The sequence below is a fragment of the Mycobacterium sp. 852013-50091_SCH5140682 genome (genome assembly GCF_001665685.1).
In the GTDB taxonomy this organism is placed as follows: Bacteria; Actinomycetota; Actinomycetes; order Mycobacteriales; family Mycobacteriaceae; genus Mycobacterium.
Genome location: NZ_LZTB01000100.1, coordinates 166,574 through 179,570 on the forward strand (window position 1 = coordinate 166,574; position 12,997 = coordinate 179,570).

Consider the following 12,997-nt stretch of genomic DNA (forward strand, 5'->3'; position numbering starts at 1 on the left):
CATGACCGACCTCGCAGCCATCGACTACTTCTCGGATCCGGTTGTCGCGCAGGATCCTTACGAGTACTACGAGTACTTGCGCAGCCAGGGCCCGGTGTTCACCGAGCCGCACCACGGGGTCGTGGCCGTCACCGGATATCAGGAGGTGATGGCGGCGTTCAAGGACACCGACTCGTTCTCGGCGGTCAACGCGATCGGTGGCCCGTTTCCGCCGCTGCCGTTCGAGCCGGAGGGTGACGACATCACAGAGCAGATCGAGGCGCACCGGCACGAGTTCCCGATCTTCGAGCACATGGTGGTGATGGACCCGCCGCAGCACGAGCGAGCCCGTTCGTTGCTCTCCAAGCTGCTGACCCCGCGGCGGCTCAAGGAGAACGAGGACTACATGTGGCAGCTGGCCGACCACCAGCTCGACGAGTTCATCGCCAACGGACGTTGCGAATTCCTGTCGGAGTACGCCAAGCCCTTCGCGACACTGGCCATCACCGACCTGCTCGGCGTCCCCGAAGAAGACCGCGCCGAGTTCCGGCTCGCGCTGGGTGCAGGCAAGCAGCCGGGCAGCCGCGTCGGCGCACTCGACGGAGAGCCCGTGGGGCTCAACCCGTTGCAGTATCTCGACGACAAGTTCAGCGGCTACATCGCCGAACGGCGACGGGAGCCTCGCGCAGACGTGCTGGGCGGCATGGCATCTGCGACGTATCCGGACGGATCTGTCCCGGAACTGCTCGAAGTGGTGCGCCCGGCGACGTTCCTGTTCGCAGCAGGCCAGGAGACCGTCACCAAGCTGCTCAGCGCTGCGGTACAGACGCTGGGCGACCATCCCGAATTTCAGCAGCGGCTGCGCGAAAACCCTGACCAGATCCCGGCTTTCATCGAAGAGGCCCTGCGTATCCAGAGCCCCACCAAGATCGACTTCCGGCTGGCCCGCAAGACCACCACCCTCGGTGGCGTTCCGATCAAGGCAGGCACGGTTCTGATGCTGTGCCTCGGCGCGGCGAACCGGGACCCGCGAAAGTTCTCCGAACCCGACCAGTTCCGCATCGACCGGCCAAATGTCCGCGAGCACATCGCCTTCGGCCGGGGCATCCATACCTGTGCGGGCGCGCCGCTGGCCCGGGTGGAGGGCCAGATCACCGTCCGTCGTCTGCTTGACCGCATGCGTGACATCGCCATCAGTGAGGCCGCGCACGGCCCGGCGGGCAACCGGAACTACCGCTACGAACCGACGTTCCTGCTGCGCGGCCTCACCGAACTGCACATCGAGTTCACAACGACAGGGTGACGGTGCCGCCGTGCGGATCGGCTGCGCGCAGAATGCTCGAAGGGACCCGGAACACGCGTCCCGGTGACGCCGGCCACGGCAGCGTCTTCTGCCCGATCACCCGGCCATCTTGGCGCGCAACCACTTTGGGGAAGCGGACCAGCGCATCGGTCCACAGCAGCAGCCGGCCACGCGCCGGTGCCGGGTCCCCTGGGCGAAGCAGGGTGGGGGCCACCCACCGCAGCGGTGCGTCGGCTTCGATGCGGACGCCGTCCTGCGGCGGCCGGTGACCGCTGAGATAGCGGCGCACCTGGGCGGCCACGTGGCGCCCGTCGAGGGCGGCGATGTCGGCGGTGTCGACCGGGTGCAGCAGGTTGCCGATCGCGAAGACACCGTCGCGGCTGGTGCGCAGGGCGGTGTCGACGACGGGCCCCAGCGTGCCCGGGTCGATGTCCAGGCCGCCGGATCTGGCGAGCTCGTGGTCGGGGATCCAGTCGCCGGTGAAAACCACGGTGTCACAGTCGATCACGCGGCGCTCCCCGGTATCGATGTTCTCGATCTCGACGCCCTCGAGCGCGGGCTTGCCGATGATGCGGGTGATCCGGGTGCGGGTGGCGATGTCGACACCGAGCAGCGGGGTTCGGCCTGCGAGGTTGAACACCGCGTACGACTCGGGGCTGGCGTATTCGGTGGTCATCAGCGCGGTCTGGCATCCCGCATGCTTGAGGGTGAGCACCGCGGAGTAGCTGACCAGTTCGGCACCGACCACCACTGCGCGGCGACCGACCTTGCCGTGCTTGAGATGTACGACGTTCTGCAGGTGCCCGGTGGTGTACACGCCGGAAGGCCGGTCGCCAGGGATCATTCGCGCGGGCCTCGGACGTTCCCGTGCCCCGGTGGCCAGAATGACCGCGCCTGCGTCCAGGCGTTCCCGCCCGGCGGGCGACGTGAGGTCCAGCGACCGGTCGCCGGCCCAGCCGGTGACCATGGTGTTGGTGCGGATGGTGGCTCCCGCGCCGACGGCGCCCGCGACGAGGCGACGCGCGTAGGCCGGGCCGCTGATGAACGTCTTCATGTCGCGCATGCCGTAGCCGGGGTGATCGCTGTGCCTCGGTATCCCGCCTGCCGCCGATTCACGTTCCAGCACAACGATATTGAGTGTTGTATCGGCTGCCAGTGCGGCGGCCGCCGTCAGCCCGGCGGGGCCGCCTCCGATGATCGCGACGTCGGTGCTGCTCATGAGTTCTGCTCCAGTTGCTGCTCAAAAATGGACTTCACTTCGGCGCCGCAGAAGAACGCCTGGCAGCGTCCGTTCATGGCGCGGGTGCGACGGCGTAACCCGTCCAGGCCTGCGGGCGGGACGACCGCGTGGCAGGCGTCGCGCAGCTCGCCCTCGGTGACGCGTTCGCAGAAGCACACGATCCGGCCGTACGCGGGGTCGGCCTCGATTTTCTCGGTCTGCTGATAGGGCCGGGGAAAGGCCTCGCCGAGGTTGGGCATCTCCGGAGGATCCGGCAGGGTGGTCCGCGCCGTCAGCTCGAGCCCGGCCGAGATCAGTTGGCCACGAACATGTTCGGCGATGGCCATGCCTGCGGTCAGGCCGGTGGAGCGGATGCCGCCGACCAGCAGGTAGTGCTGCTGCGGGTCTGCCTCGATGAGGTAGTCGCCGTGGTCGATGGCTGCGCGCAGACCGGCATAGGTGGCGGTGACCTCCTCGTCGAGCAGGCGTGGCATCAGGGCACGCCCCTTTTCGAGCAGGAATTCGAAACCCCCCTCGGAGGTTCCCGTCGCGGTGCGGTCCTGAAGGTCCTCGGATGTGGGTCCGAGCATGACGTTGCCGTAGATGGTGGGACTGACCAGCACGCCCTTGCCGCGGGCCGTGGGGACCGGCAGCACGATCTTGTCGACGAGCGGGCGGGCCAACTTGTCGTAGACGATCAGTTCGCCGCGACGCGGGGTGACCGTGAAGCGGTTGTGACCGAACAGGCCGTCGATCACGTCGGCACCGAGTCCGGCGGCGTTGATCACCCAGCGGGCGCTGACCGGTCCTGCGGTGGTGTGCAGGGTCGAGCCGTCGGGCGTGACGTCCACCCGTTCCACGCGATGGCCGCGCAGCAGCGCCGTGCCGCGGTTGACGGCGTCGGTCGCGAGCGCGAGGTTGACGGTCCACGTGCAGATGATCGATTCGTCGGGCACTGTCAGGCCGCCCAACGCACCTGGACCGAGGTTGGGAACGGCCGCGTATACGGCTGCCGCGTCGACGATTTCGCATCGGTCATAGCCGTTGGCGACGGCCTTGTCCCGCAGGCCGGGCAGCGCGTCGAGTTGCTCGGAATCCCACGCCACCAGGATGGCGCCGGTGTGCTCGACCGGGATGCCGGTGTGCTTGGCGTATTCGGAGAGCAGTTGGTAGCCGCGGCTGACCATCGCTGATTCCAGTGTGCCGGGTTTGGCGTCGAAACCGGTGTGCAGGATCGCGGTGTTGGCCTTGCTGGTGCCGTCACCGACGTCGTCGCGGGCTTCGAGCAGGGCGACCGATAGCCGGTATCCGGCGAGCTCCCGGGCGATCGCCGCTCCGACGATGCCGCCGCCGATGACCACGATGTCGTAGTCGGTGTTCATGAAGTCTCCTGGGAAAAAGTGGTGGCCGCCAATGTGCGCCACGCGGAACGGAATTCGTCGGCGCGGGCGGCTTGCCAGCTCGGCTCGTAAGTCGCCGAAGGGGTCCATGGCGACACGACGTCACGCACCGACCGGCCGGGTTGCAGGCTCAGCCCCGCCAGCGCCGCGGCGCCCAGTGCGGTGGCATGGGCCGACGGGTAGACGTCCACGGGCACCTGCAGGATGTCGGCGACCGCCTGCATGAGCACCTTGGACTGGGTGAGTCCGCCGTCGGCGCGCAGCCGGGTCAGCGCTGTGGAGTCGGTGTCGATCGCCGACGCGAGTTCGGCGACCTGTGCGGCGATGCCCTGCAGCACCGCCAGCACGATGTGGCCGCGACCGGTGGACAGGGTCATCCCCGAGATCGTCGCGGTGGCTTGGGATTTCCACCACGGCGCGGCCAGACCGGCCAGGGCGGGGACACACAGCACCCCGCCTGCGTCGTCGGCGGCGACCGAATCCATCTCCGCCGCACCGCTGATGATGCCCAGCGAGGACAGCCATTTGACCGCCGAGGCCGCGGTATAGACCTGCCCGTCGACGCAGAAGGTGTCCGTGCCGCCGGTCCGCCACGCCACCGACGAGGTCAGTCCTGCCGTGGAGTGCACCGGGGTGTCGCCGGTGTTGGCGAGTAGGAAGGCGCCGGTTCCGAAGGTGCACTTGGCCATACCCGGGTCGAGACAGCCTTCGGCGAGCAGGGCTGCCTGCTGGTCGACGACGATGCCGCCGACGGGGGTTTCTGCGCCGAATGCGGTTGTGGTGCCGATGATCTCGTCGTTGCCGACGATGGTGGGCAGCCGTTCGCCGTCGAGGCCGAACAGCCCGAGCAGCTCATGGCTCCAATCCCGGGCGCCGAGTTCGACGGCCAGCGACCGGCTGGCGGTCGTGGCGTCGGTGACGAAGGCCCCGGTGAGCTGATGCAGGAGCCAGGTGTCCGATGTGGTGACCACGCCGCCGGTTTCGACGTTGCGGCGCAGCCAGGCCATCTTCGGTGCCGAGAAGTAGGAGTCGAGCACCAAACCGGTACGGGCGGCGAACAACTCGCGGTGCTCGCCGAGCGCCGAGCACAGTGGCTCGGCGCGGCGGTCCTGCCACACGATCGCCGCGGTGAGCGGGCGCCCGCTGTCGGGGTCCCACGCGAGGACGGTTTCACCCTGGTTGGCCAGAGACACCGCCTCGATGGGCCGGCCCGCCTGCTCGGTCGCGGCGCGGCCGGCCGTCAGGACGGATTCGAGGAGCTCGCCCGGGTCCTGCTCGACACCGCCTCCGTCGAGGTAGCGCGGGTTCACCGCGACCTCGGCGAGTCCGACGACTCCATCGACCGGGTCGACGACGACGGCCTTGGTGCCCGACGTGCCTTGGTCGATCGCCAGGACGGTCATTACGCCGCATCCTCGAATTCGGCGTCGATCGAGGACATCTCTGGCATTTTCAGACCCTGCCTGCCCCGGGTGACCAGCAGGTAGCACAGGTAGATCGCGCCGAGCGCCACCATGACCACCGCATACAGCCAAGGATCCCGGAATGAGGCGTCACGGAAGAGGGAAAGTACGAAAACCAGCCACAGCGCCGCGACCACCAGAACCGGCGTCTCCCAGCGGCCCAGGGTGAATCCCTTGCTCGGTGGAAGCTTGTGGCGGGTGGCGATGTACAGAGTCACCGTGATGGCGTAGATGATGGCGGGCAGCAGGGTGGCCGCCGAGAACAGCTTGAACAGGGCGTCGGTGCTCGTGGAGAACAGGCCGAGGATGACCGCCGAGATCACCGTCATCGTGACGGTGGCGTTGAGCGGTGTCTTGAACCGCGGTGAGATCTTGTGCAGCAGCTGCCAACCGGGGAACCGCTGATCCCGTGACATCGCCCAGACCAGCCGCACTCCGCTCATCAGGATGACCAGGCCGCACGCGAAGATCGCGATGGCCACCAGCACCAGCAGCGCGGTGCCCACGAACGATCCGAGAATGTCCCGGATGACGTCGGCGATGGGGGTGCCGGACTGGGCCAGCGCTTTCGGATCGTTGACTGCTGCGGTGACCACCAGCAGGAACAGGAAGCCGAGCACGCCCGATGCCAGCACCGCTTGCCACATGGCCCGGGGCACGACGATTTCGGGCTTCTTGGTCTCCTCGGCGAGGTTGGCCGCGGATTCGAAGCCGACGATGGTGAATGCGCCCAGCAGGAAGCCCAGCATCCACGGCCCGGCGGAGGTCGCGGTACCGAAGCTCCAGTACCCGGCATCCGGGATATCGCTGTGGGAGAACAGGTTTCCGACCGAGAGCTTATGGGCGATGACACCGACGATGAACAGCAGCACTACAAGGGCCACCATGCCGATGAGTTCTGCGGTGACGGCGAAGTTGTTGACGCGTTCGGTCCACTTCGTGGAGAGGCCGACCAGCAGGCCCTGCAGCACGAGGATCCCTGCGGTGATCAGGAAGGCCGTCGCGGGTGTGCCGGTGAAATCGAACAGGGCGGGTACCACGGTGGCGGCCACGGTGTAGTCCACGGCCACCACGACGATGGCCAGGAAGGTGAACGAGATCCAGCCGGTGATCCAGCCCAGCACGGGGTTGGCCAGCCGGGACACCCACTGGTAGGCGTAGCCGGTGACGGGGATGCGGGCGGCCAGTGAACCGATCAGCAACGCGACGGCCAGCTGGCCGACGATCACGATGGGCCAGGTCCAGATTCCCATCGGTCCGGAGCTGGTGAGAACACTGCCGTAGGTGGTGAAGATGCCGGTGGCGATCGAGACGAAGGCGAACGCCACGGCGAAGGATGCGAACCGTCCCGTCGACCGTTCGAGGGACTCGGTGTAGCCGAAACCTACCTGGCCGTCGCCAGGTGATGTGGAAGAATCTGTCATCGGATCGGGCTTTCTGACTGGAATTGACTGTTTCGGGAGGGGTTCGGTCCGCGGGCGGCGCTGCAACGCCGCCCGCACCCGTTTCAGGCGCTGGGGCCCGAGGTGAGCACGACACCCCCCGTCTCCTCGATGGCTGCTGCAACAGCCGGTGCGGTGTTCTGATCGGTGATGAGACCGTTGACGGCGGAGAGCTCGCACACCCGGTATGGCGCCACCTGCCCGAGTTTGGACGAGTCGGCCAGGATGTAGCTCGATGCGCTGTTGGCGATGATGGTCCGCCGGACGTCGATCTCGTCGAGATGGAAGTCGGTCAGCCCGGCCGTGGCGTCGACCCCACCGGAGCCGAGCAGTGCGATGTCGGCGTAGACATCGGCGAAGAATGCCTTGGTCTGGGCATTCGAGCAGGCCAGATCGCCTGCGCGCACGCGCCCGCCTGCCAGCAGCACCTCGATGCCGGGACGGTCGGCGAGCTCGACGGCGACCGGTAGCGACGGGGTGATCACGGTTCCGGTGAAGCCGCGGGGGATGGCGTGGGCGACCGCGACGACGGTGGTGCCGATGTCGAGGATGACGGTCTGCCCGTCCTTGAGCAGCCCGACGGCGGTGCGTGCCAGTTGTGCCTTGGCCTCGTGCCGGATGATCGACCGCTCGGTGAACGACGGTTCGATTCCGCGCCTCTCGGTGACGGCGGCGGCCCCGCCGTGCACGCGTCGCACGGCCCCGCGCTCCTCCAGAAAGGCCAGGTCACGGCGGATGGTCTCGGCGGATACCCCCAGTCGGCGGACCAGCTCGTCGGTGCTTACGGCCTGAGCGCTGCCCACCGCGTCGATGATCGCCTCGTGCCGCTCAACGGGAAGCACGATCGACCACTTCTGTGGGTTTCTGACCGTTCATGACGGTAATTGTGGAGTGTTGTGTGGCTCACGTCAACACTGCGCCCGAAATTCAGGTCATGCCGATACGGATGTTCTTCACTTGGAGGAATTCGTAGAGACCGTCGAGGCCGCCCGTGCGACCGAACCCGCTGTGCTTGTATCCGCCGTACGGACCCTGCGGGGACATCGCACTGAACTGGTTGATCCACACCGATCCGGCCTGCAGCTGCCGCGCCACCCGATGGGCGCGCGTGAGGTCGCGGGTGTGTACGAAGGCGTTCAGGCCGTAGACCGTGTTGTTGGCGATGTCGACGGCCTCGGCGTCGTCGGCGAACGGCATCACCGAGACCACCGGACCAAAGGTCTCGATCTGGGCCAGCGCCGAGGCGTTGTCGACTCCGCCGAACACCGTGGGCTCGAGATAGAAGCCCTCCCGGTCGATCCGGCGCCCACCAGTGATCAACCGGCCTGCGCCGTCGGCCTCACTTGTTTCGATGACGTCGAGGATGCGCTCGACGGCACCTTGACTGATGACTGGTCCGAATCTCACGGACGGGTCGAAAGGGTCGCCCACAGTGGCGGATTCGATGACCGCCACGAATCGCTCCACAAAGTCGGCGTACACCGACTCGTGCACCAGCACCCGGCTCGCGCAGGCGCAACTCTGCCCGGACTGCATCAATGGGCCCTGATGCGCCGACAGTTGCACGGCCCGGTCCAGGTCCGCGTCGGCGAAGACGATGTTGGCCGATTTACCGCCGAGTTCGGCGACGACCGGCGTGAGATTGGTTGCGGCCGCGGCGATGACGGCTCGTGCGGTGGCGCCGCCACCGGTGAAGTGAAGCTTGCGGATACCTGGATGACGCACCAGGGCATCTCCGCCGTCGGGCCCCGACGGCACGACATTGACCAGGCCGGCGGGCAACCCGGCATCGATGCACAGTTCGCCGAACCGCAGCGCGGCCAGCGGCGCCAGCTCGGATGGCTTGAGTACGACGGCATTTCCGGCGGCCAGGGCCGGCGCGACACACGATCCGGCCACCACCAGCGAACCGTTCCATGGTGCGATCACTCCGACGGCCCCGTAGGGTTCGCGTTCGACGATGTTGACGTCGAACGACCCGGCGACCGGGGTGCTGGCACCGTGCGGCTTGTCGGCATATCCGGCGAAGTGCCTCAGAAAGCGTTCCAGCAGAACCGCGGTGCCCGCGTAGGAGATCGGCACGGCGTAGTCCTGCACATTGAGTGCCGCGAATTCGTCGAGGTTCTCGTGCACTGCGTCGGCGAGGTCGATCAGCAGGTCGCGCCGGCGGTCGCAGGTCAGCGCCACCCATTCCCGTTGCGCATCCGCGGCCGACCGCACGGCTCGGTCGATCTCGTCGGCACCGGCCAGTGCGACGGTGGCATTCGGCCGCCCGGTGGCCGGGTAGATGTGCTGGTGCTCACCGCCGCTGGAGGTGCTGATGCGGTCGCCGCCGATGATCATGCTTCGGCCAGCCACTCGTCGAGCACCCGCTGTTTCTGCTCGCCGATCACCTGATTGAGGTGGGAAGCTTTGGGCCAGCCGTAGTACGCAGCGAAATGCAGCGCCACCTCATCCATTTCCTCGAACGACACGTCACGGCTCTTCAGCGCGGCGTAGACGTGGCTGAGGATGGGCACCGGCGCATCCTGGAAGGCCACGCACGCCACTGTGACCAGCCGACGTTCCTTCATGCCGAGCCCGGGGCGCAACCACATCTCGCCGAAGACGAAGTTCAGGATGCCCGCGCCGGAGTACGGGTTGTCGCGGATCGGGGCGTACGGCATGCAGTTGATGTCCTTGAAGGACTGCTCTCCACCGGCAAGTCGGAGTTCGGGATCGCTCGCGGTGGGCAACGGCAACAGAGGGTCTGGCGCGGGCGGCTGCTGTCCGCGTTCGCGGTGGATGCGGTCCCACTGCTCGTCGACCGTGATGTTGAATCGGGATGCCTTGGGCCAGCCGCCGTACACCGCGAAATGCAGTACCGTTTCCCGCATTTCGGTGATGCTGAGGTCGCCACTGTTCAGCGCTGCGTAGACGTGGTCGCGCAGCGGGCCTTCGGCATCCGCGGCCGCGACGCACGGCAGCGTGACGAAGCGGCGGTCCCGGCGGCTCAATGCGGGCCGCGGCCACACCTCGCCGAAGACGAAGTCGATCAATGCGGACGCGGCAGCCGTGTTGTCCGGCGGCGGTGCGAACGTCATCACTTCCGTGAACTCGCGGACGCCGCGCTCGCTGCGGCTCATCGGATCGTCACGCCCGCATCGACCTTGAATTCCAGTCCGGTGACATACCGGGATTCATCGGACACCAGGAACAGCACGGCATTGCTGATGTCGACGGCCTCGGCCATCACGATGGGCAGGGCGTTGCCGAACAGCGGGGCCAGATCGGGCCGCCGGTCGATCAGCAGGCTGTGCAGGGAATCCGGGCGCATCCCGGTCTCGACGCCGGTGGGATGCACGGTGTTGACCCGGACATGCTGCGCGGCAAGCTCATTGGCCAAGGCCCGGCTCATGCCGACCACGCCGTGCTTGGACGCGGTGTAGGGGGTGTGCAGCGGTGTCCCCTTGATACCCGCGGCGGAACTGATGTTGACCAGGCTGCCGCCGCGCTCGACCAGATGGGGCAGTGCTGCCGCGCAGGTGTTCCACGTCCCGATCAGGTTGACGTCGACCACCGTGCGCCACTGCTCGGCCGTTGTGGTGTCCCAGGTTCCTGCGGTGAGTACTCCGGCATTGGCGACCGCGGCGTCGAGCCCGCCGAGTTGTGCCACCCCGTCGTCGACTGCTGCCGAGAGGGCCGCGCCGTCCCGGACGTCCACCACCGCGGTGACGGCCGTGCTGCCGTATTCGGTTACCAGGCGCGCTGTTTCGTCGAGATCCTCAGTTGTGGCGAGCGGGTATTCGACCTCGGGGAGGGATGCGCAGATATCCACGAGGATCAGGTTGGCGCCCTCTTCGGCGAGCCGTAGCGCGTGGCTGCGGCCCATCCCGCGGGCCGCGCCGGTGATCAATACCCGCTTGCCGGCGACACGTCCGCTCATAGCTTGTTGCAGAATCCGGCGTCGACCGGGAAGGTGACCCCGGTGACGTACTGGGCGGCGTCGGAGACCAGGTACGCGATCGCGGCGCTGATGTCCTCGGGTTCCAGCAGCGCGACCGGCATCGGGTTTTGGAGATGGGGCCCGCCGTCGGGGTAGTTCTCCAGGAATGCCGTCATCGCGGGGTTCACCGCCATCATCGTGTTGACCGCGGTGGGATGCACGGTGTTGACCCGGATACTGTGCGGGGCAAGCGCATTGGCCAGCGTGCGCATGAGGCCGACGATGCCGTGCTTGGACGCGGCGTATCCGAGGCCGCCGCCCTGTAATCCGCCGAAGCCGCGCAGTCCGGCCGTCGAGCTGGTGAACACGATCGATCCGCCGCGACCGCCTGCGACCAGATGGCCGATGGCGGCCTTGGCGGTGTGGAACGCCCCGACAAGGTTCACGTCGAGGACGTCGGTCCACATCTGCAGGTCTTCCTCGATGCTCAGCTCGCGAAAGGCCATGGCGGCGATACCTGCGTTGGCGCACACGATGTCGAGCCTGCCGAAGTGCTCGACCCCGTCATCGAGTGCGGTCTTGAGGGCGGCGAAGTCGCGGACGTCGGCCACTGCGCCGATCATCTTGCCGCCGTTGGCCTCGACGAGTGCGACGGTCTCCTCGAGCTCGTCGCGACTTGCCATCGGGTACCCGTTGGATGCGATGTCGGCACAGATGTCCACGCCGATGATGTCGGCGCCGTCGGCGGCGAGTCGCAGCGCATGGCTGCGGCCCTGACCGCGGGCCACGCCCGTGATGAACGCGACCTTTCCGTCCAAAGAACCCATTCATCCTCGCTTCGTCGCGGTGAGTAACCTCGTTACACCCGGTACGGTAACTGGGTTACTACCGGACGGCAAGGGGATGCACGTGGCAACTGACCGGATCCTCGACATCGTCGTCGAGCTTCTCGAAACCGACGGCTACGACGCGGTGCAGCTGCGCGAGGTGGCCAGGCGAGCCCGGACGTCACTGGCCACCATCTACAAGCACTACGCCAACCGCGACGAGTTGATCCTCGCCGCGCTCGACGCCTGGATGACGGAGAACCGGTACTCCCCGCTGGCCAATCAGACCCGCGATGCGGACGAGTCTCTCTACGGCGGGCTGATGCGCATGCTGCGCACCATCTTCGAGCCGTGGGAGAAGCACCCGGCCATGCTCATGGCCTACTTCCGGGCCCGCTCGGCGCCGGGCGGGGAGCGTCTCGTGCGCCGCGGGCTCGATGCCGTCGTGCCTGCCGGGATGCAGATCCTCGCCGGGGTCGACGAGCATTTCATCGCCGATCTCGACAGCATCCTGTCCAGCCTGGTGTTCGGGCTGACCGGACGGTTCGCGGCGGGCGAGATCGCCATCACCGAGATCCTGCCGAGTCTCGACCGCACGGTGCAGTGGCTGACCGCGGGCTACGAGGCGTCGCGCGTCACAGCGCCGCGTCGATGAAATTCACCGCCGCGCTGGCCACCTCTCGGTGCACCGACTCGTTGAGCAGGTCGTGGCGGGCGTCCGGAAACTCCTTGAGCTGCAAGTGCTCTACCTGATCGGCATAGGCGCGCACGCCTGCGACTGGGGCGATCGGATCGGCCGAGCCGTGCAGGGCCAGCGTCGGCACGGCTAGTGCCGGTAGCTCGGTGCCGAACCGGTCCCACGCCTTGTCGAGTTCGCGGGCCAGGGTTGCGCCGTCGGCGTCGACGAAGGCCAGCGGATCGTTTTCCAGCGCATCCAGATAGAACGGGTCGGACGACAGCCAGCCCGGGTCGAGCTCGAATGCGCTGTCGGAGCCCAGCTCCGGGATCGGGGTAAGTGGCGCCCCGGACACGATGCCGGCCCGGTAACGGCCGGGCTGGTCGAGCAGCCGGAACAAGGTGACCACCGATCCGAACGAATGTCCTTGGGCCACAAGGGGCAAGCCGGGATAATCGGCCTCGGCCAGCTCGGTGAGCGACTCGGCCAGCGCCGAGCTCTCGTCGACCGATCCGAAATCACCGCGCACACCCGGCGTCAGCCCGTGGCCGAACTGATCGACCGCCCACAGGTCGATGCCTGCGGCGTTGAGGGCGAAGCCGTACCGGTGGTACAGCGCGGTGTGCTCCCCGAAGCCGTGCAGGAAGATGACGGCCGCGCGCGGCTCCGCCGCGGCCCAGTGACGGTAGTAGGCGCGTCCGCGAGCATGCTCGATGAAAGGCATGCCCACTACTGCAGCAATATCCGGCGCGGGCCGCAAGCG

General features: G+C 67.4%; 12 protein-coding genes. 2 read left to right on the forward strand and 10 right to left on the reverse strand.

The window, feature by feature from the left end; translation table 11 throughout:
- Position 1 precedes the first annotated feature (1 nt).
- Positions 2 to 1,282 (forward strand): cytochrome P450, encoded by a 1,281-nt coding sequence (locus A5784_RS25645; protein ID WP_064947673.1) that lies wholly within the window; start codon positions 2 to 4, stop codon positions 1,280 to 1,282.
- On the opposite strand, the gene A5784_RS25650 is transcribed toward A5784_RS25645, so the two are convergent.
- The 9 genes from A5784_RS25650 to A5784_RS25690 form a co-directional block, all read right to left on the reverse strand.
- Complete coding sequence (locus A5784_RS25650) at positions 1,266 to 2,501, reverse strand: NAD(P)/FAD-dependent oxidoreductase (RefSeq protein WP_064947674.1); 1,236 nt, start codon at positions 2,499 to 2,501, stop codon at positions 1,266 to 1,268. The genes A5784_RS25645 and A5784_RS25650 overlap by 17 nt on opposite strands.
- Entirely contained in the window at positions 2,498 to 3,883 is a 1,386-nt protein-coding gene (locus A5784_RS25655; protein ID WP_064947675.1) for an NAD(P)/FAD-dependent oxidoreductase, read from the reverse strand. The genes A5784_RS25650 and A5784_RS25655 overlap by 4 nt, the downstream gene beginning before the upstream one ends.
- Positions 3,880 to 5,304 (reverse strand): FGGY family carbohydrate kinase, encoded by a 1,425-nt coding sequence (locus tag A5784_RS25660; RefSeq protein ID WP_064947676.1) that lies wholly within the window; start codon positions 5,302 to 5,304, stop codon positions 3,880 to 3,882. The genes A5784_RS25655 and A5784_RS25660 overlap by 4 nt, the downstream gene beginning before the upstream one ends.
- Positions 5,304 to 6,788, reverse strand: coding sequence for an amino acid permease (locus tag A5784_RS25665; RefSeq protein WP_064947677.1), 1,485 nt, complete (start codon positions 6,786 to 6,788; stop codon positions 5,304 to 5,306). The genes A5784_RS25660 and A5784_RS25665 overlap by 1 nt, the downstream gene beginning before the upstream one ends.
- 83 nt (positions 6,789 to 6,871) lie before the next feature.
- Complete coding sequence (locus A5784_RS25670) at positions 6,872 to 7,648, reverse strand: DeoR/GlpR family DNA-binding transcription regulator (RefSeq protein WP_064947678.1); 777 nt, start codon at positions 7,646 to 7,648, stop codon at positions 6,872 to 6,874.
- 85 nt (positions 7,649 to 7,733) lie between these two features.
- Positions 7,734 to 9,149 carry an aldehyde dehydrogenase family protein gene (locus A5784_RS25675; RefSeq protein ID WP_064947679.1) on the reverse strand — a complete coding sequence of 472 codons (1,416 nt, stop codon included), beginning with the start codon at positions 9,147 to 9,149 and terminating at the stop codon, positions 7,734 to 7,736.
- Positions 9,146 to 9,931: a carboxymuconolactone decarboxylase family protein gene (locus tag A5784_RS25680; RefSeq protein WP_064947680.1), complete on the reverse strand. Its 786-nt coding sequence runs from the start codon at positions 9,929 to 9,931 to the stop codon at positions 9,146 to 9,148. The genes A5784_RS25675 and A5784_RS25680 overlap by 4 nt, the downstream gene beginning before the upstream one ends.
- Positions 9,928 to 10,731 (reverse strand): mycofactocin-coupled SDR family oxidoreductase, encoded by an 804-nt coding sequence (locus A5784_RS25685; protein ID WP_064947681.1) that lies wholly within the window; start codon positions 10,729 to 10,731, stop codon positions 9,928 to 9,930. Before A5784_RS25685 ends, A5784_RS25680 begins: the two co-directional genes overlap by 4 nt.
- Positions 10,728 to 11,558, reverse strand: coding sequence for a mycofactocin-coupled SDR family oxidoreductase (locus tag A5784_RS25690; RefSeq protein ID WP_064947682.1), 831 nt, complete (start codon positions 11,556 to 11,558; stop codon positions 10,728 to 10,730). Before A5784_RS25690 ends, A5784_RS25685 begins: the two co-directional genes overlap by 4 nt.
- An 82-nt stretch (positions 11,559 to 11,640) precedes the next feature.
- Between A5784_RS25690 and A5784_RS25695 the strand changes: the two genes are divergently transcribed.
- Complete coding sequence (locus A5784_RS25695) at positions 11,641 to 12,213, forward strand: TetR/AcrR family transcriptional regulator (protein ID WP_232006238.1); 573 nt, start codon at positions 11,641 to 11,643, stop codon at positions 12,211 to 12,213.
- Here A5784_RS25695 and A5784_RS25700 read toward each other — a convergent pair.
- Complete coding sequence (locus A5784_RS25700; protein WP_064947801.1) at positions 12,194 to 12,958, reverse strand: alpha/beta fold hydrolase; 765 nt, start codon at positions 12,956 to 12,958, stop codon at positions 12,194 to 12,196. The two genes, A5784_RS25695 and A5784_RS25700, sit on opposite strands and share 20 nt — an antisense overlap.
- Positions 12,959 to 12,997: the final 39 nt, after the last annotated feature.